Annotated in this window: 16 protein-coding genes; 13 read left to right on the top strand and 3 right to left on the bottom strand. The window is 63.5% G+C overall.

Features of this window, described 5'->3' with window-relative positions:
* Positions 1-34: 34 nt before the first annotated feature.
* Positions 35-1918, bottom strand: coding sequence for a methanol/ethanol family PQQ-dependent dehydrogenase (locus FHP89_RS01770; protein ID WP_144176900.1), 1884 nt, complete (start codon positions 1916-1918; stop codon positions 35-37).
* 210 nt (positions 1919-2128) lie between these two features.
* On the opposite strand from FHP89_RS01770, the gene FHP89_RS01765 reads away from it, so the two are divergent.
* The 8 genes from FHP89_RS01765 (at position 2129) to FHP89_RS01730 (ending at position 13258) form a co-directional block, all read left to right on the top strand.
* The gene (locus FHP89_RS01765; protein ID WP_144176898.1) at positions 2129-3427 is read left to right on the top strand and encodes a sensor histidine kinase; all 1299 of its coding nucleotides are present in this window, start codon (positions 2129-2131) and stop codon (positions 3425-3427) included.
* Complete coding sequence (locus FHP89_RS01760) at positions 3424-4077, top strand: response regulator (RefSeq protein WP_144176896.1); 654 nt, start codon at positions 3424-3426, stop codon at positions 4075-4077. The genes FHP89_RS01765 and FHP89_RS01760 overlap by 4 nt, the downstream gene beginning before the upstream one ends.
* A 40-nt stretch (positions 4078-4117) precedes the next feature.
* Positions 4118-4975, top strand: coding sequence for a cache domain-containing protein (locus FHP89_RS01755; RefSeq protein ID WP_144176894.1), 858 nt, complete (start codon positions 4118-4120; stop codon positions 4973-4975).
* Positions 4976-5221: 246 nt separating this feature from the next.
* Positions 5222-6106: a substrate-binding domain-containing protein gene (locus tag FHP89_RS01750; protein ID WP_222105293.1), complete on the top strand. Its 885-nt coding sequence runs from the start codon at positions 5222-5224 to the stop codon at positions 6104-6106.
* A gap of 24 nt (positions 6107-6130) precedes the next feature.
* Positions 6131-8776: a hybrid sensor histidine kinase/response regulator gene (locus tag FHP89_RS01745; RefSeq protein WP_144176889.1), complete on the top strand. Its 2646-nt coding sequence runs from the start codon at positions 6131-6133 to the stop codon at positions 8774-8776.
* Positions 8773-10431: a response regulator gene (locus FHP89_RS01740; RefSeq protein WP_186300279.1), complete on the top strand. Its 1659-nt coding sequence runs from the start codon at positions 8773-8775 to the stop codon at positions 10429-10431. Before FHP89_RS01745 ends, FHP89_RS01740 begins: the two co-directional genes overlap by 4 nt.
* A 488-nt stretch (positions 10432-10919) precedes the next feature.
* Complete coding sequence (locus FHP89_RS01735) at positions 10920-11990, top strand: tellurite resistance/C4-dicarboxylate transporter family protein (RefSeq protein WP_222105292.1); 1071 nt, start codon at positions 10920-10922, stop codon at positions 11988-11990.
* 125 nt (positions 11991-12115) lie between these two features.
* On the top strand, positions 12116-13258 hold the full coding sequence (locus FHP89_RS01730) for a cytochrome P450 (RefSeq protein WP_144176885.1): 1143 nt from the start codon (positions 12116-12118) through the stop codon (positions 13256-13258).
* Between the two features lie 139 nt (positions 13259-13397).
* Here the strand turns inward: FHP89_RS01730 and FHP89_RS01725 are convergent, their stop codons facing one another.
* Together FHP89_RS01725 and FHP89_RS01720 are read right to left on the bottom strand one after the other, a co-directional pair.
* Complete coding sequence (locus FHP89_RS01725; RefSeq protein WP_144176883.1) at positions 13398-13718, bottom strand: EthD family reductase; 321 nt, start codon at positions 13716-13718, stop codon at positions 13398-13400.
* A gap of 130 nt (positions 13719-13848) precedes the next feature.
* Positions 13849-15750 carry a sigma-54-dependent Fis family transcriptional regulator gene (locus FHP89_RS01720; RefSeq protein ID WP_186300278.1) on the bottom strand — a complete coding sequence of 634 codons (1902 nt, stop codon included), beginning with the start codon at positions 15748-15750 and terminating at the stop codon, positions 13849-13851.
* A gap of 294 nt (positions 15751-16044) precedes the next feature.
* Here FHP89_RS01720 and exaC point away from each other — a divergent pair, with 294 nt between their 5' ends.
* The 5 genes from exaC to FHP89_RS01695 all read left to right on the top strand — a co-directional run bounded on the left by exaC (position 16045) and on the right by FHP89_RS01695 (position 19556).
* On the top strand, positions 16045-17565 hold the full coding sequence (exaC, locus tag FHP89_RS01715; protein WP_144176879.1) for an acetaldehyde dehydrogenase ExaC: 1521 nt from the start codon (positions 16045-16047) through the stop codon (positions 17563-17565).
* A 146-nt stretch (positions 17566-17711) separates the two neighbouring features.
* Positions 17712-18086, top strand: a complete 375-nt coding sequence (locus FHP89_RS01710; RefSeq protein WP_144176877.1) for a DUF779 domain-containing protein — start codon at positions 17712-17714, stop codon at positions 18084-18086.
* A gap of 19 nt (positions 18087-18105) precedes the next feature.
* Entirely contained in the window at positions 18106-18426 is a 321-nt protein-coding gene (locus FHP89_RS01705) for a c-type cytochrome (protein WP_144176875.1), read from the top strand.
* A gap of 76 nt (positions 18427-18502) precedes the next feature.
* Positions 18503-19144 (top strand): GNAT family N-acetyltransferase, encoded by a 642-nt coding sequence (locus tag FHP89_RS01700; protein WP_260851437.1) that lies wholly within the window; start codon positions 18503-18505, stop codon positions 19142-19144.
* 1 nt (position 19145) lies between these two features.
* Entirely contained in the window at positions 19146-19556 is a 411-nt protein-coding gene (locus tag FHP89_RS01695) for a VOC family protein (RefSeq protein WP_144176873.1), read from the top strand.
* The last annotated feature ends 31 nt before the right edge of the window (positions 19557-19587 follow it).

Raw genomic sequence — 19587 nt, 5'->3', positions numbered from 1 at the left:
GGGGCAGCCTGTGGGCCGCCCCGGACTTGTCGCCTTAGTTGGCAGCCAGTTGCTTGGGCAGTTTGAACACCCAGAACGAACCGCCTTGGGTGACCTGGCGGGTCAGCTCTGCCAGATCGCCACCCCACAGCGGTACCGCTCCACCGTAGCCGGACTGGATGCCGACATACTGCTCACCGTCCATTTCCCAGGTGATCGGTACCGAGACCACCCCCGAGCCGGTCTGGAACTTCCATAGTTCGTCACCCGTGTTCGCGTCAAATGCCTTGACGTAACCATCGGAGGTGCCCGAGAACATCAGGCCGCCCGCGGTGGTGAGCGTACCGGCCCACAGCGGGAAGGCTTCCTTGTGTTCCCAGACGATTTTGCCGGTCTTGGGGTCGATGGCGCGGAACACGCCGACGTGGTCGTCGAACAGCTTCTTGATGCGGAAGCCCTGGCCGAGATAGGCCGATCCGGCCTTGTAGGTCAGGTGCTCGGTCCAGTAGTCCATGGCCCAGTGGTTGGCCGGCACGTAGAACAGACCGGTCTCGGGGCTGTACGACATGGGCATCCAGTTGGTGCCGCCGAGGAAGGGCGGTGAAACATAGACCGAGTCACCCTTGTCGGCGCCGTTCTTGGGCTGTGGTGGGCGGTTGTTGTTCTCGATCGGCTTGCCGGTCTTCAGGTCGAAACCGGTCGCCCAGGTGATGCCATCAACAAATGGCCATGCGCCGATCAGCGATGTGGGCTTGTTGGGGTAGCCCGCCCCTTTGGCCAGCTTCTCGCGGTCGGTGACGAAGAAGAAACCGTTGCGGTCGGCGTGTGCCGAGGCCTTGACCTGCTTGCCGGTCTTCGGATCCTTGTACTCGAAGAGCACCACCGAGTTGTTGCCCGAGAAATCCCAGGCGTCGTTCGGGGTGTGCTGGTAGAAGCCCTTGAGCTCGCCGGTGCTGGCGTCGACATAGGCCTGGCCGGAGGTGAACAGGCTGTCCCAGTTGCGCGGATCGTCGCCGGGGGCGGTGCGCTTCCAGGTGTTCCACGGCGCCGGGTTGCCGGCACCGATGACCACCATGTTGTTCTCGATGTCGAAGCTGGCGGTCTGCCAGGGCGCGCCGCCGCCGTGGCTCCAGGCCTCGACCTTGCCGGTGGGCGACTTCGGGTCATTCGGCCAGCTCGGCGCCTTGGCGTCGCCGGTGGGCGTGCTGTCTTTGCCATTGAGGCGGCCCATGTGGCCCTCGACCATCGGCCGTGCCCACACTTCCTCGCCGGTGTCCGGGTCGCGCGCAAACAGCCAGCCGACCACGCCGAATTCGTCACCCGACGAGCCGTGCACCAGCAGCACTTTGCCGCTCTTCTGGTCTTTCACCACAAACGGTGCGCCGGTCATCGTGTAGCCCACCTTGTGGTCGGCAAACTTCTTCTTCCACACGACTTTGCCGGTGTCCTTGTTGAGCGCCACCATGGCGGCGTCGAGCGTGCCGAAGAACACCTTGTCACCGTAGATGGCCGGACCCCGGTTAACCACGTCGCAACACGGGCGGATGTCATCGGGCAGACGATGCTCGTATTCCCACAGGCGCTTGCCGCTCTTGGCATCAATGGCGAAGAAGCGCGAGTACGACGCCGTCACATAGATGACGCCTTCGTGCACCAGCGCCTGGGCTTCCTGGCCGCGCTGCTTTTCGCCACCAAAGGAAAAGCTCCAGGCCGGCGCCAGTGCGGCGACCGTTTTTGTGTTGATCTGCTTGAGCGGGCTGTGACGCTGAGCCTTGAGGCCCAGACCGTAGGACAGAACATCGGTGGTCGTCTGGTGGTCGTTCTGGATGTCTTCCCAGCTGACCAGTTTGGCCGCAGCGGCGGGCATGGCAATGCAGGCCGCGATGGCCAGCACGAGGGGGCGCAGTTGAGGCCGAAATGGCAGGGGGCGTGGTGTCATGGTGGTTCCTTGTCTCCGGGGGTGAATGGTGTTGATGTGTCCGCCGGCTCGGGTGTTTGCGGCGCAGCGTTGAGTGACGCACTCAGTATCGGGTCCGGTCCTGGCGACGGCGCGGGATGCTTTCCCGCGCGAACCGGGAAATTTTCCCGGCGACCATGCCGGTGCAGGCACGTCGCTTGCGAAGGAGTCATCCAGAAACGGAGGCGATCCATGGACTTGCGACACAAACTCGTGCTGTACCTCGGCGCTGCGCTGATGGCCTTGCTGGCGGTCGCCTGTACGCTGGTGCTGACGTCCTTGCGCGAGGATGTGGCCGAGGAAATGGCGGCGTCCTCCCATCTGGCGACCCTGTTGCTGGCGGTAGCCGAGCGCGGTCCGCAGGCCCTGGGCGCGATCGGAACGCATGAACTGCGCCATCTGGCGGTGGAGCAGGAGCGTCCCGATATGGAGCGACCGCTCCAGAATGAATCACTGGCGCTGGTCGATGCCATTGCGGCGTGGTTGCCGGGAGACGACGCCGAGCCCGTCGCCGAGCAGCGTTTTTCCCTCGGCGCCGACACCTTCGTGATTCGTGCCGATCCGCGCAGCGAAATTGACGAGATCGTTCACGACGCCTCGCGTCTGCTCGCCGCGCTGGCGGCCTTCGGCGTGCTGTCGCTGCTTTCGGTATGGTGGGCGGTCGGACGCGCGTTGTCGCCTGTTCGTGATCTGGAGCGTCGTCTCGAAGCGATTGGCGAGGGGTGTTTCAGCCACGGCGCTGCCAGTTTCGAGCTGCCTGAGTTCGCCCGAATCTCGCGGGCGATCGATCAACTCGCGGCCAAGTTGGCTGCGGCGCAGGCGCGCGAAGGCGATCTGACGCGCCGTCTGATCACCGTGCAAGAGGAAGAGCGTCGAGATATCGCCCGTGAGCTGCACGACGAACTGGGTCAGTCGCTGGTGGCTATCGCCGCGTCGGCCAGCTATATCGAGCGCAACGCCATGCGCGCTGAACCGTCGGCGCTGGCCGAGTCAGCCGCCACGATTCGCGGCGAAGCCGTTCGGGTTCAGGCCCATGTGCGTGAGTTGCTCGCCCGCCTCAAGCCCCACGGGCTCGAACACATGGGCGTGCTCGCTGCCGTGCGTGAGCATGCCCATGGCTGGGCGGCGCGTGCCGGTGGTATCACGACGACCATCGATCTCCCCGGCGCCTTGCCGCGGCTGTCGGCCCCCGCTGCGCTGGCGCTCTACCGGACCTTGCAGGAAGCCTTGACCAATGTGCTTAAACACAGCGGCGCGACGCAGGTGCGCATCGCACTGGAGGCCGTCGGCCAGCATCTGCGCATGTGCGTGATCGACAACGGTCGGGGCCGTGCCGCGGCGGTCGCGCGAGATGCCGGCAACGGCATTCGCGGCATGCGTGAGCGCGCCGCCATGGTCGGTGGCCACCTGCGCATTGAAGACGCACAAGCCGCTGGCGTGATGATTGCTTGGGAACTCCCACTCGACGCCACAAAAAGGGAGGGCGCATGATCCGCATTCTTCTGCTCGACGACCACAACATCGTGCGGTCCGGTTATCGACGCCTGATCGATGCCGAGCCGGACATGTGCGTGGCCGCCGAAGCCGCCACCGTTGATGACGCTTACGCCGCCGCGCGCGATACCGCGCTCGATGTCGCCGTTGTCGACCTCAGTCTGCGCGGTGCGAGCGGTATCGAGGCTACGCGGCGCATCCTGGCCCGATCGTCCGGCATTCGGGTGCTGGTGCTCACCATGCATGACAGCCCTGGTTTCGTGACCCAGGCCTTCCGTGCCGGTGCCATGGGCTATCTCACCAAGAGCAGCGATCCGGGCGAGCTGATCGGCGGCATCCGGCAGGTTGCGGCAGGTCGCCGGGTGCTGTCGGCGGATGTTGCGCAAGGGGTGGCCAACGCGGCGCTTGAAGAGGACGACCTGCTCTCGCGACTGACTCCGCGCGAGTTCGAAGTGCTGCGCATGGCCGCCAGCGGCGAGTCGCCCCCGCGCATCGCGCTGCACATGCACCTGAGTCACAAAACCATCCTCAACCATCTCTCGGCGGTCCGCCAGAAGCTGGACACCGAAACAGATTTCTCGCTTCTCCGACTGGCGGCACGTCACGGTCTCGTCGAGCTTCCGACCCCGTCGTCCGTGCCGTGCTGATCCAGACGTCATTCAACCAAAAAACAGGAAACTGAAAACCATGACCCGCCGTCACTCTTTGAACTGCACTGCTGCCGCGATCCTTGGCCTGGGCCTGATGACCGGCGCCTTCGCCGCCGACCGTGGCACTCCGCGCGAAGCGCGCGCCCTGTTCGACCAGGCCGTCAAATACATGCAGGCCAACGGCCCCGAGCGTTCCTTTGCCGCCTTCAACAATCAGAAAGGCAAGTTCGTCAGCAAGGACCTCTATGTCTTCGTGATTGACAACAAAGGCACCTATCACGCCAGCGGCGCTGCGCCCGAAACCCTGGTCGGCCTCAACGTGCTCGGCACCACCGACGCCGCCGGCAACCCGCTCTTCCGCGACATGATCGACACCACCGCCCGCAATGGCGAAGGCCAGGTGCGCTACATGTGGCTCAACCGCCAAACCAACCACGTCGAGCCCAAGGTGAGCTATGTGAGCAAGGTCAATGACTACGTGCTCGGCGTCGGCTACTTCGCCCCGCGCTCCACTGCCGCCGATGCGCAAAAAATGCTTACTCGCGCCATCGCCTATGCCAAGACCGAAGGTCTGGACAAAGCCAACGCTGCCTTCAACGACCGCCATGGCGTGTTTGTGCAGAACGACCTCTACGTCTTCGCCGTCGACCTCGGCAGCGGCAACTTCAGCGCCATGGGCATGAACCCCACGCTCACCGGCAAAGACGCCGTCGGCCTCACCGACGCCGAAGGCCACGCCATCGTCAAGGAAATGATCGACAAGACGGCCTCGGGTGAAGAGGCCGTGGTGGACTACGTGTGGCGCAACCCGGTGACCAATGCCGTCGAGAAAAAGCGCTCGTATGTGCGCCGCGAAGGTGGGGCGCTGATCGGGGTGGGGTACTACCAGGAGTGATCGTGGCCGGTGTCGGCCGCCGATGATGGCAAAACCTGGCGCACTAACCGACTTAATCTACTAACATGATTCGCCTCGGTCCGGACAAAATGGCATTTCGATGCGTCCGGGCTATCGATATCCGGAACGAGGTGATGAATGATGGTTCGGTGGCTCTATGCATGTGGATTCATGTTGGCTTTGACCGCGTGCGACAACGGTAGTGTGCCTGCGGTCCGTACGGTGGCACAGGCGCCGGACAACGTCATGGCGGACCCGGCACCTGCGCCGGTCAGGAAGCGTGTTGCGCTGGTCATGAAAACACTGACCAACCCGTTCTTTGTGCAGATGGAGCAGGGCGCGCGTCGTGCAGAACGGGCACTCGATGTCGACCTCCTGGTCAGGACAGCGGCTCAGGAGACGTCCATCGAGCAGCAAATCCAGATCGTCGACGACATGATCGCCGCGAAGGTGGACGCCATTGTCATTGCGCCCGGTGATTCACAGCGCCTGGTGCCGGTATTGAAGACGGCAATCGACGCGGGCATCAAGGTCGTCAATATCGACAATCGGCTCGATCCGGAGGCCATCCGTCAAGCCGGCATGGCGCCGGTGCCCTTCATCAGTGTCGATAACGAGAAGGGTGCCTATGCGGCAGTGCGTTATCTCGTCAAGGACCTCACCCAGCCCGCCGAGGCCGTCATTCTGGAAGGCATCCGCAGCGCTGACAACGCTAAACAACGCTTGATGGGCGCTCAGCGTGCACTGGCAGAGAATCCGCAGGTGACGCTGGTCGCCTCGGAGAGTGCCAACTGGAAGATCGACGAAGGCTACACCGTGTCCGAGGCGCTGTTTGCCCGGCATCCCGGGGTCACGCTGATCTTTGCTTCCAATGACATGATGGGCCTGGGGGCGCTGAAATATCTCCAGGACACAGGCAAGACGGGCGTGCGCGTCGGCGCATTCGACGCCTTGGACGAAGCTGTGGTCGAGGTCGAGGCGGGGCGGTTGGCGGTGACGGTGGACCAGCAGGCGGCGGAACAGGGCTTTCAGGGCGTCGCCATGGCCATGCGGCTGATCAATGAGGAACCTACTCCGGATGTGGTATTAGTCGATACACGATTGGTGACCGCCGACAGTCTTAAAAAATAGCGCGGCACTTACGGGAGGGCTCTAGTGAAGCGCAAGCGGCGGATCGGTATTGCCGTCAGTCTTTTGGGGTATTTGCTGCTGGCCGGCATCGTGCCGCTCACGCTGCTGGCCGTGTCGTCGTTCGACATCTCGCGTCGCATCATCATTGAGCAGGCGGGCGAGTTCCACCACCAGCGCATGACCGATCTGAGCGCCTATCTCACCCTGTATGCCGACCAGATCGAAAACCTTGCCGCCGACGTGGCGGGCAACGAGGCGCTGAGCGAGGCGCTGGACGAACATACCCCGCCAGCCGGGACCGATTCTTTTTCGGTCCTGAAGACCCAGGCGCAGATTGGCTACATTCTGAACAGCTATGTGGGCATCAAGGGGCTGGTGTCGATCGACCTGTTCTCGCCGGAAGGCAAGCACTTTCATGTCGGCGATACGCTCGACGCCCGCGATGTCGATCAGGCGCGCGTGCCGGAGATGCTGCGCGAAGCGCACCGGAGCGCGACGTCAATCCACTGGCGCGGTATCGAGGAGAACCTCAATCGCGCGTCGACCCAGAAGAAAGTGCTGATGGCAACACGGGTCGTGCGGCATTTCAAACCGGAGACCGGCACCACGGAGGTGGTCGGCCTGTTGGTCATCAACATCGACACCCGCGTCATCATGAACGAGTTCCTCGCGGCGGTGAAAACGCCCGAGCGGCTCACGCTCATGCTGCTCGACCAGAAAGGACTTTTCGTCTATCACAGCGATGCAGGATTGCTCGGCCTGCCGGCTGCGACCGGCTTTGCCGATGTGCTGCGAGCGGACGCCCCTGTTCGCGAACTGAGGCTTGACGATGAAGACGTGATTCTGGCCGCCGTGCCGGTAGCGCGCACCGGGCTGCTGCTGGCGGGGGCGCTGCCGCGCAGCGTGCTGGTCGCGCCGACCAATGCGCTGATCTACGCCGGCGTGGTGCTCTTGCTCATAGGTATTGTCGTAATTGGCCTGATTGCCTGGCGTTTCGTGCGCCGCGTGGTGGCGCCGGTGCGAGATGTATCGGAGGGGTTCGGTCGCCTCAAGGACCATCCCGACGACATTCCGGCGCCCTTGGCGCTGGCCGATACCGAGGACGAGATCAGCGATATGGTGACCGGCTTCAACCGTCACCTCGAGGTGCTCGCGGCACAGCGAGTTGTGGCCCACGAGCTGTATGAAGCGCAGCAGGCTGCCGAGTCTGCCAATCTGGCCAAGAGCCGCTTTCTGGCCACCATGTCGCACGAACTACGCACCCCGATGAATGCGGTACTGGGCATGGCGCAGCTGTTGCAGTTGCCCGAATTGACTGAAGCCGAGCGCAAGGAATACGCGGGCACCATTCTGAGTTCCGGTCAGTCGCTGCTGAGCTTGCTCAACGATATCCTCGATTTGTCCAAGATCGAGGCCGGGCGGATGGCGCTGGAGTCTGGTGAGTTCGAACCGGCCCTGTTGCTCGACGAGGTTGAAACCCTGTTCAGCCGAACTGCCAAGGCCAAGGCCCTTCAATTGACTGTGCAGTGGAACGGGCGCACCGGGCGGCGCTATTTGGGCGACGCGAATCGGGTGCGTCAGATGCTGGTCAATCTGATCGGCAATGCCATTAAATTTACCGCCAAGGGCAGTGTTCGCATCGAAGCCGGTGAAGTGGGAGCTGAGGGCACAAAGGCGGTGCTCGAATTTGCGGTCATCGATACCGGCATCGGCATCCCGGATGCATCGAAGAAAATGGTCTTTGAGGCCTTCTCACAGGCAGACGACTCCGTTACGCGCAAGTACGGTGGCTCCGGTCTGGGTTTGTCGATCGTGCGTCGATTCGCCCGTTTGATGGGGGGGGATGTCGGTGTCGATAGCCGTTCAGGGGTGGGTTCGCGGTTCTGGTTTCGTATTCAGGTCCAGCGAGTTGATGCGTGTGATGAGATCGGCGTCGCCACTCGGTTGGTCACGGACGTGGGCAGGGTGGGCAGCCTGAGCGGCCATGTGTTGGTGGTGGAGGACCAGCCGAGCAATCAGAAGGTCATCAAGGCCTTGCTCGGCCAGCTAGGCGTGTCTGTCACCTTGCTGGGTGACGGCCAACAGGCGGTGGCGGCGCTCGAAGGCGGCATGGCTGTCGATCTGGTGCTGATGGACCTCCAGATGCCGGTGATGAATGGCGACGATGCCACCGCCCGAATCCGACAGTGGGAGACACAGTGCGGCCGACCCAGGTTGCCGGTGGTCGCCCTCACCGCCAATGCTTACGAAGGCGACCGGCAGCGTGCGCTGGCGGCAGGTATGGATGATTTCCTGGTCAAGCCGGTGTCGATCAGTCTCCTGCGAACCAGCCTCGCCCGCTGGCTGCCCGCCAGTCTCCCGGAACCCGCTGCAACGGCGTCATCGATGCTTGCGCCGGACGCCACAAGGGCGCCGCTGGCGGCTCAGGCGCCCGAATGCGACCCTCGCATCGAGACAATTCTGGCTCGCCTGTTCCCCCTGCTGGCCGAGCGAAAATTCGATGCGCTCGCGGTGTTTCGCGACTTGCAGGCGGCCGTGGTTGGCAGCCCACAGGCCGACGGAGTGGCCGAGGCCGGAAAATCACTGTCGGTGTTTCAATTCGCTGACGCTATGCAGCAATTGCACGAAACCTTTGCTGCGACGGACACACCGGACGATCCATGCGCATGATGAACAAACCTGCCGTTCTGGTGATCGACGATACCCCGAGCAATTTGCACACGCTGTGCGCCGCGCTGGCCAACGAGTTCGACGTGCGGGTGGCGTTGAGCGGGCCGGAGGGGCTTGCGTTGGCGGAGGCCGCGCCGCCAGACATCATTTTGCTGGACGTGATGATGCCTCAGATGGACGGCTACGAAGTGTGTCAGCGCCTCAAGGCGCTCCCGTCGCTGGTGCATGTGCCAGTCGTGTTCGTGACCGCCCTGGACGACCTCGGTGCCGAAGTCCGCGGCCTGCATCTGGGCGCGTCCGACTATTTGAGCAAGCCCGTCAATGTCGACATCGCCCGCTTGCGCATCCGCAATCTGGTGGAGCGTGAGCAGTTGCGCAAGGAAGTCGATGCCCAGCGCGAAGCGCTGATGCAGCATCGCGATCACCTGGAGGCGATGGTCGAGGCACGCACCGCGGACTTGTCGATAGCGCGCGAGGCGGCCGAAGCCGCCAGCCGGGCCAAGAGCATCTTTCTGTCCAACATGAGCCACGAGCTGCGCACCCCAATGAACGCCATCATGGGCATGACGGCCGTGGCCCAGCGCCGCACCGACGATCCGGCGCTGCGTGGTTGCCTGTCTCATGTCGATCGTGCCGCCCGCGATTTGCTGGCACTGCTCAATAACATCCTCGACATCGCCAACATCGAGGCCGATCGGCTGACACTGGCGTGGGCCGATTTCACCCTCGGCGAGGTGCTCGACACGCTCCGTGCTCAGGTGCAGCACCTCGCGGCACAAAAGCAACTGGCGCTGCACTTTGAAGTGGCGCCGACGCTGGCCGCGCTACCGCTTCGCGGCGACCCGGTGCGCCTTGGCCAGATACTCCTCAACCTGGCCGGCAACGCCATCAAGTTTACCGGCGCCGGTCAGGTGGTCGTGCGGGCGGCGCTGTGCACACAGAATTCCGATGAGGTGAATGTGCGCTTCGAGGTGCAGGACACCGGCCCCGGGATGACGGCGGCGGAACGGGATCGCTTGTTTGTCCTGTTCGAACAACTCGATGGTTCGACCACCCGTAGCCATGGAGGCACCGGCCTTGGGCTGGCGCTCAGCCAGCGCCTTGCGAGGATGATGGATGGTCAGATCGGCGCGAGTAGCACGCCAGGCGTCGGCAGCACGTTCTGGCTTACCGTCCGGCTCGCGCGGGCGGCGAAACACACGCCGCCCGCACCGCCGAATGACCCGGTCGATTTAGCGCAAGTCCGCCTCCAGGCCGACTTTGGCGGTGCGCGCATATTGCTGGCCAGCGATGAGCCGCTCAGTCAGGAATTGTCGCGCGTGCTGCTGGAGGACGTCGGTCTGGTGGTGGCGGTGGCCGAGACCCGGAGCGAGGCGCTGGCGATGGCCGGCCGTGCCGGCTACGACTTGATCCTGGTGGATCTGCATCGATCCCGGAGAGACGGTGTGGATACCGCCACCGCGATCCGCGCCTTGCCCGAGCACCGGCAGACCCCGATTCTCGCGCTGACCGCCGACACCGACGCGTCGGATGCCGAGGCCCGTCGCGCCGCCGGGGTGAGCGCGCAGATCCACAAACCCGTCCACCCCGAACAACTTTACGACGCCGTGGTGACGTTGTTGGCACAGTCGCGCCCGCCTGCCGCGGCCAGCTGAACAGCCGGGCGGCGTGTCACCGCGTGTGGGCGTCGCACTCGCCGCCGGGGGGCTCATTCTGCCGATACTTCCGCGGCGGATGACCTCAGCCGAAAGCCCACAGCGCGGTCGGTGCGACGCGAAGCAGGCATGCTGATCGGGGTCGGGTACGACCAGGAGTAAGGGCGATCCACGCCGCCTGACTCGCCAAGCGGACCAGCCGTGGTCTAACTTTAACCAGCTGGCCTCCATCAAACCCGGGGCGATTCAAAGCGTCGAACGTCGGATTCTTCATCATAAATACCATGCCGGTGATGGCGCGGGCATCAAAGTAATCGACACTATCCGGTGCGCGTATGCCGGGCGTAGAATTCCCACCGTCATCCTTCGGGTGGTCGGTGTTCTGTTGGAGCGCGCCATCCTGAGTCCGCACACGGCACGCGGTGCTGCCGTCGGGTCATCGTTTCGCGGCGTGCTCGGCGATGTCGTACCAATATTCTGAGGCGAGCATGAGTACACCAAGCCAGCCCGGCAATCGATTGGTTGCGCATTTGTCGGATATGTCACCTGCCTATTTTGGCATGGCGATGGCGACCGGGATCGTTGCTCTTGCGGCCCATCACCGTGGTATGCCAAGCGTTGCTGCGGCCCTTTTTTATCTCAATATTGCGATCTACGGCGTGCTTTGGGTGTTGACCGTGTTGCGCGTGATTCATTACCCGCGTCCGTTCTTTGCGGACATGATCGATCACCTGCGCGGACCCGGATTCTTCACGATGGTGGCCGCTTCCAGCATTCTGGGAAGCGAGTTTGTGGTGCTGACCGGCAGCTATCGGGTGGGGGTGGCGTTTTGGGGTGTGGCGATTGTGCTCTGGATCGGGCTGACCTACACCATTTTCACTGCCTTCACCGTCAAGCAGGAAAAGCCCTCGCTGGACAAGGGGATCAGCGGTGGCTGGTTGCTCGCGGTGGTGGCCACACAGTCAATGGCGGTGCTCAGCGCGTTGCTGGCGGTGCACCTCGGGCAGCCCTACAAGCTGGAGCTGAATTTTTTTGCGCTGTCCATGTGGTTGTGGGGCGGCATGCTGTACATCTGGATGATGTCGCTCATTTTTTACCGCTATACGTTTTTCCGCTTCTCCCCCGGCGACCTGTCGCCACCGTACTGGATCAATATGGGGGCCATGGCGATTTCCACGCTGGCCGGCGCCTTGTTGATTATCAATGCGCCCGAGGCGCCATTTCTGTTGTCGATTCTGCCGTTTTTGAAGGGCTTCACCATCTTCTACTGGGCGACCGGAACCTGGTGGATTCCGATGTTGCTGATCCTCGGCTTGTGGCGTCACCTCTATAAACGCTTTCCGCTGAAATACGACCCACTCTATTGGGGGGCGGTGTTCCCTCTCGGCATGTATACCGTCAGCACCCATGAAATGATTGAGGCGCTGGCCTTCGATTTTCTTGATTTCCTGCCGCCGATCTTTTTGTACGCCGCATACATCGCATGGTCTGCCGCCTTTTACGGATTTGTTTTCGACTTGCTGCGCCGTTGGCAAAGCACGCGCCTGCCGGTAAATTAGAACGCTTGCGGGCATCCGGGTGTGACGCTCTGTTGTTTTCTGCAGGGCACTTGAGTCACGCGCTTCGACGGCGTTTTCATTGATTCATTCACCAAGGCGTGTGCCCTGATCGTCAAGGAGCCAACATGACCGACCATATGCCAGACGACTTGTCCGCCGCCGGGCGGGACCTGCGCGCTTACACCGATGAGTTGCGTCCCAAGCATCCCGTTGTCAGAAACGTTGCCGATGAATGGGTGCTGCTTCGACATGCCGATGTTGCCGCTGCGGCCCTGGACCATGAGCGATTCTCCAGCGCAGTCTCACGGTATTTGCAGGTACCCAACGGCCTGGATGGCGACGAGCATGCCCGCTACCGGGAAGTGATCGAGCGCTACCTGACTCATGACGCACTGGTGCCGTTCGTGCCGGTCTTCAAACGCGTCGCAGCGCAACTGGTGGTGGATTTGCCAAGAGGTGTTGTGCTGGATGCGGTCAGCGACATCGGCGCGGTTTTCGCCGTGCGTGCGCAGTGTGAGTGGCTGGGTTGGCCTGCCGAGCTGGAGCCGCGCTTGCTGACGTGGATGCAGGAGAACCACGCGGCCACCCGTTCCGGGGATCGCGCCTGGACGAGCGATGTGGCCGAACAGTTCGACGAAATCATCCGCTCGGTCATCCAGCCCCGGCGTGCGGCGCAGGTCGATGCACCCGATGATGTGACGACCCGGCTGTGTCGCGAGACGGTGGACGGTCGCCTGCTGACCGAGACGGAACTGGTGTCGATCCTGCGCAACTGGACTGGCGGTGATCTGGGTTCCATCGCGCTGTGTGTCGGTGTCATCGTGGCCCAGGTTGCCGAGCAACCGGGCCTGGCAGCGCGGCTGCGCACCGCCTCGGACGCCGAGGTGGATGCGATCATCGATGAGATGTTGCGCATTGATGATCCGTTTGTGTCGAATCGGCGCGTCACCACCTGCCCGGTACGGATCGGCGGTGTGGAGATCCCGAGCGGCGCGCGGGTCAAGCTGAACTGGACGTCGGCCAATCGTGACGAAACCGTCTTCGACAACAACCGTTTCGATCCGCAGCGGAATGCGGCAGCGAACCTCGTCTACGGCATCGGCAAACACGTTTGTCCGGGACGCTTGCTGGCGACCTGGGAACTGCGAATTGCGCTGCAGGCGTTGCTGGCGTCGGTGAACACCATCGAACCGGCGCCTGACCAATCGCCGGAACGAGAGGTGGCACCGGTGGGGGGCTACCACCGGGTGCCGGTGGTGTTAACTTAGCCGAACCGGCTGGTCTGCCGTCGTGGAAAACATGGCGGCCGACGTGCGGGCAGGCTCGCGGCCGCGCCGGTGAACGGCAATGCGGCGGTCCGCTCAGTCGCGTGCCGCCGCATTGCTGATGGTGGCGCTGGCGGTGGTGTTATCCGCGTTCGACCGCAACTTCGCTGATCTGCAGGATGGGTGCCAGGTCGGTGTAGTTGGGGATATCGGCCATGATTGCGTCGGCGTGGGGGCCGAAGGCGTTCTGGAAGGTCTCGACGGAGTCGCAGAAGATGTGGCACATGCCGACATAGGTGGCGGGCTGGTCAGGCGCGCCGCCGGCGAGCCCTTTGTCGACGGTGTAGTAGCGGCAAGCCGCGCCGAGGCGGGACTTGACCATGGGCATGTGGGTGTCGCGGTAATAGTCGTGGTCGAAGCGGGCGCCCGGGGTGTTGGGGTACATGACGCTTACTTTGATCATGGGGTGTCTCCTGTTTTTTGGTGGGGTGGGTTGAGCAAAGCGAAGCCCAACGCGGTGTTTCGAACGTTTTCGACGTGGCGAGGTGGTGATTGTTGGGCTTCGCTTTGCTCAACCCAATCTACGCTCCGATTTACGTTGGTTCGTCGGGGGCGTGGCTCTTTGCGGCATTGTCATCTTGACGCAATTTCCGGTACAGCGTGGTCCGCGTGATGCCGAGCTCCCGCGCGGCGGCGGAGACGTTGCCGCCGTGGCGTTGCAGGCAGGCGCGGACGAGGCGTTGTTCGCAGCTGCGCAGGTCTTCGGCGGCGGGGGTGTGGGCCGGGGTGTTGGCGATGGCGGTGACGAGGTCTTCGGGCAGGTGCTTGAGGTCGATGACGGTGTCGGTGTCGTCGAGCAGGGCGACCATGACGCGCAGGGCGTTCTTGAGCTGGCGGACGTTGCCGGGCCAGGGGTAGGCGCGCAGTTGGCTGCGCACGGCACTGGCGAGGCGGACGGGGCGGCCGTCGGCGGCGTCGGCGAGCAAGGTGTCGAGGAAGCGGTCGAAGTCGGCGCGCTCGCGCAAGGCGGGCAGGGTGACGGAGAGGCCGTTGAGCCGGAAGAGCAGGTCGGCACGGAAGGCGCCTTCGGTGACCAGTGTGTGCAGCGGCCGGTGGCTGGCGCAGACGAGGGCGATGTCGATGGGGGTTTCGTCGCTGCTGCCGAGCGGGGTGACGCGGCGTGTTTCGAGCACGCGCAGCAGCACGGCTTGCAGGGTGAGCGGCATGTCGCCGATTTCGTCGAGAAACAAGGTGCCGCCGTCGGCGTCTTGCAGGCGGCCGGGGGCACCTTTGGCTTTGGCGCCGGTGAAGGCGCCGGCGGCGTAGCCGAAGAGTTCGGATTCGATCAGCGTGGCGGGGATGGCTGCGCAATTGACGGCGACAAAAGCGGCGTCGCGGCGCGGGCCGTCGGCGTGGTAGGCGCGGGCGAAGAGTTCTTTGCCCGAGCCGGTTTCGCCCTGGATGAGCAGCGGGATGTTGTGCCCGGCGATGCGTCGGGCGCGTCGGATGGCCAGTTGCATGCGCGCATCGCCATGGTCGAGCGCGTCGAAGCCGCTTTTGAGCCCGGTGGTTTTATGTCGCACCGGGGGTGCCGCTTGGCGGTAGTGCGGGGTGGACGGCGGCGGATTGCGCCATTGCAGGCGGGCCGACAGCGCGGGCGGTGGTGAGGTGCGCAGTACGATGGGGCCGGCGGCGCAGGCCTCGACCAGATGCGGCAGGCGCTGCCAGTCGCGTTGGAAACAGGTGGTGAAGTCGGGCAGCGCGGTGGGGTCGGTGAGGCCGAGCAGGGCGCGGGCGCGGCGGTTGCAGCCGATCATGCGGCCGGCGTCGTCAAACAGGGCGATGCCTTCGATGGGCGTGCCGAGCATTTCGGCGTGGGGGCTGAAACGCACGATGACTTTGCCGGTGTCGAGCGATTCGATCAGCCGGTGTTCGATCATCTCGGCGGTGGAGGTGAGCAGCGCCTGGGCGTGGGGCAGGGTGACGCGGGTGTCGCTCGATAGATCAAGGATGCCGAGCATGCCGCCGGTGGGGGCGTGGATGGGCGTGGCGATGCAGGTGAGGAAGCGGTTGCGCTCCAGAAAGTGTTGCTCGCCGCACACGGCAATGGTGCGTGATTCATGCGCGACGGTGCCGATAGCGTTGGTGCCCATCACCGCTTCGCGCCAGTGGGCGCCGGGGGCGAGGGCGACACGCTGGGCACGGTCGACAAAATCGCCGTCGCCCACGGTGCGCAGCACCAGCCCGTCACGGTCGGCCAGCAAGACCATGGATGAGGACTGGGTGAGCTGACGATGCAGGTATTCCATGACCGGCTGGGCAAAGCTCATCAGCCGGGCGTTGGCTTCGAGCCGCTCGGCGAGCAGCGAGCGGCTGGCGATGTCCAGATGCAGCGGATGCTCGGGGCTGAGGCCGTAGTCGGTCGAGCGCTGCCAGGAGGCGTCGATGTGTGGGGTGTTGGCAGCGGCGGGTTTGGGCGGCGACATGGGTGTCATGTCAGCAGGATTCGTGCCGCTCGAAGACGGGCGTGATCCGGTGCTTTTCAGGTGTGCCATCTGCTCGCAAGCGCTCCATGATGGAACAGTTGCGCTTTTTCGAAGCATCCCGCGCGGTGTGCACCTGCCCGGCTGGGCAGTGGGCGTGGCGCCGTGCCCGGCGCGTCACGCCTTGTGTGGCGTGGGATTCGATTGGAATTCCGGGTGGTGGGTGCGGCTTGGCACGGTGCCTGCGATGGTGTTCTGCGACGGACGAGTGTCCGCACCCGAATAGTTCAGACCACTGGAGACACCATGATCTACGCGATGCCTGGCCAAGCTGGCGCCAAAGTCCAATACAAATCCCGTTATGACAACTTTATCGGTGGCAAGTGGGTTGCGCCGGTCAAGGGGCAATACTTTGATGTGGTGACGCCGATCACCGGCAAGCCCTATACGCAGGTGGCGCGCTCCACCGCCGAGGATATCGAGCTGGCGCTCGACGCCGCTCATGCCGCCTTCCCGAAATGGGGCAAGGCCGACGCGACGACTCGCTCCAACACGCTGCTGAAGATCGCCGATCGCCTCGAAGCCAACCTGGAACTGCTGGCCTACGCCGAGACCGTCGATAACGGCAAGGCGATCCGCGAGACGCTGAACGCCGACATTCCGCTGGCGATCGACCACTTCCGCTACTTTGCCGGTTGCCTGCGTTCGCAGGAAGGCGGTATCTCGGAAATCGACGAAAACACCATGGCGTATCACATCCACGAGCCGCTGGGCGTGGTGGGTCAGATCATTCCGTGGAACTTCCCGATCCTGATGGCCGCCTGGAAACTGGCGCCCGCCATTGGCGCCGGCAACTGCGTCGTGCTCAAGCCGGCCGAGTCGACCCCGATCTCGATCCTGCTCATGATGGAACTGATCGCTGACATTCTGCCGCCGGGCGTGCTCAACATCGTCAACGGTTTTGGTCGCGAAGCCGGTATGCCGCTGGCCACCAGCAAGCGTATCGCCAAGATCGCCTTTACCGGCTCGACCTCGACCGGCCGCGTGATCGCCCAGGCCGCTGCCAACAACCTGATCCCGGCCACGCTGGAGCTCGGTGGCAAGTCGCCCAACGTGTTCTTTGCCGACGTGATGGACAAGGACGACGGCTTCCTCGACAAGGCCATCGAAGGTCTGGTGCTGTTTGCCTTCAACCAGGGTGAAGTGTGCACCTGCCCGAGCCGCGCGCTGATTCAGGAATCGATCTATGACGAATTCATGGATCGCTGCCTGGCCCGCGTGAAAGCCATCAAGCAGGGCAACCCGCTCGACACCGAAACCATGATGGGCGCGCAGGCCTCTGCCGAGCAGATGACCAAGATCGGCTCCTATCTGGATCTGGGCCGTCAGGAAGGCGCGAGCCTGCTGTGCGGCGGCAGCCCGGCGCAGTTCGATGGCGAACTGGCAGAGGGCTATTACATTCAGCCGACGCTGTTCAAGGGTCACAACAAGATGCGCATCTTCCAGGAGGAGATCTTCGGGCCGGTGCTGGCCGTGACCACCTTCAAGGACGAAGCCGAAGCCCTGGCGATTGCCAACGACACGCTCTACGGCCTGGGTGCCGGCGTGTGGAGTCGCAACGGCAACGTCGCTTACCGCATGGGCCGCGCCATTCAGGCCGGGCGCGTGTGGACCAACTGCTACCACGCCTACCCGGCGCACGCCGCCTTCGGTGGCTACAAGGAGTCGGGCATCGGTCGCGAAACGCACAAGGTCATGCTCGACCATTACCAGCAGACCAAGAACCTGCTGGTCAGCTATGCGGAAGAGAAGCTGGGTTTCTTCTAAACAACTTCCAAGCCATACGCGGCCGGGCGCGGATGCCCCGGGGTCGGCCGCACACTGTGTTCTCCCTCCTCGCAGTCAGGAGTCTTTTCGGGGCGGCTTCGGTCGCCCCGTTTTTCTTGTCTGGCGGCGTGTTCTAGGAGTGTTTCATGATCGACCGAGTGATAGCCACCGACGCGGCACTGGCGCTGATCGACCGGCTCAAGGCCAAGCACGGCCCCGATCTGTTGTTTCATCAGTCGGGCGGGTGCTGTGACGGCAGCGCGGCCAATTGCTACCTGAAGGGCGAGATCACTGTCGACAACGACGTGTTTCTCGGCGAGATCGGCGGCACGCCGTTTTACATCAGCAGCTCGCAGTACGAGTACTGGAAGCACACCCAATTGATCATCGACGTGATCGAGGCGCGAGGCGGCGGCACCTTCTCGCTCGAAGGGCCGGAAGGCGTGTCCTTTCATACGCGATCCCGTCTGTTTACCGATGCTGAGTGGGCCGAGCTAGCAGCCTCCGGCCTGGTGAAATAATTTATTCAAGGAAATTTTCATGCGTACAAAAGTGTTGCTCGTCGTCGCGCTTGCGCTCGGATTCATTCAGCCTGCGTCGGCCTCGTACGACGTGGTGAAAAAAGCGCGCTGCATCAGCTGTCACGCGCTCGACAAGAAAATGGTGGGCCCGTCTTTTCGCGATATCGCGGCCAAGTATGCGGGTCAGGCCGATGTGCAGAGCGCCTTGTTTGCCAAGGTGCGTGAGGGTGGCGCCGGGGTCTGGGGGCAGATTCCGATGACCCCGAATGACGAGGCCAAGATCAGCAACGACAACCTGAACGCGGCGATTGCCTGGATTCTGGCGGGCGCCGAAAAGTAGCTCGCGTATCGTCATCGCGCAGTGGGCCGGCCCGCCGGACTGATGTGAATCAGTGCCGGCGGTGCCGGCCGCTTGCGTGGACGCCGCGGCGCGGCTTTTCTATGCTGAAGCGGTAGAGGAGAGCGCGGTGAACATGCTGACAGCCGAGGCGGTGATCGAGTTTGAAACGGAACGTTTGCGTCTGCGCCAGTGGCGGACGACCGACCGCGGGCCGTTCGCGGCGCTCAATGCCGATCCGGAGGTGATGGCGTTTTTTCCCTCGACACTGAGCCATGAGGCCAGCGACGCCTTGGCAGCACGCTGTGCGGCGCTGATCGAGGCGCGCGGCTGGGGCTTCTGGGCCTGCGAGCTGAAACGCACCGGCGAGTTCATCGGTTTTGTGGGTTTGCACGAGCCCCCCGCTGCCTTGCCGTTTTCACCTTGCGTGGAGATTGGCTGGCGGCTGGCGCTGCCGTTCTGGGGGCAGGGTTATGCCAGCGAGGCGGCGCGCGGCGCGTTGGCGGTGGGCTTTGAGCAGCTGGCGCTGTCCGAGATCGTGTCGTTTACCGCCACCATCAATACTCGCTCCCGCGCGGTCATGTCGCGCCTCGGGATGCGCCAGACGGGGCAGTTCATGCATCCGTTGCTGGCCGATGGCAGCCCCTTGCGTGCGCACTGCTGGTACCGTTTGCCTGTCGCGCAGTGGCATGCGCAGGGGCTTACACGACGGAGGAAATGACATGAAGCCGCGTATCAGCATGATCACCCTGGGGGTGCGCGATCTGGCCGCATCCATCCATTTTTACGAAGAAGGCCTGGATTTTCCGCGTATGGAATCGCCGCCGGGGGTCGCGTTCTTCACGCTCAATGGCACGTGGCTCGGGCTGTATGGCCGCGATGCGCTGGCCGAGGACGCACAGGTGAGCAAGGAGGGCGAAGGCTTTCCCGGTTTTTCGCTGGCCCACAATCTGGCCTCTGAAGCCGAGGTGGACCGGGTGATGGCGCAGGCGCTGGCGGCGGGTGCGACGCTGGCCAAAGCGCCGCAAAAAGTGTTCTGGGGTGGCTACAGCGGTTACTTCAAAGACCCGGACGGATATTTGTGGGAACTGGCCCACAACCCGTTTGCCTGGATTGGTCCGCGCGACGACTGATCGTGAGGAGTGTCTGCCGGGCGCGATGCTG

The organism is Denitromonas ohlonensis, from assembly GCF_007625205.1.
Taxonomy (GTDB): domain Bacteria; phylum Pseudomonadota; class Gammaproteobacteria; order Burkholderiales; family Rhodocyclaceae; genus Nitrogeniibacter; species Nitrogeniibacter ohlonensis.
Note: the sequence above shows the minus strand (reverse complement) of the source record. Positions and strands in the feature narration are given on the sequence as shown.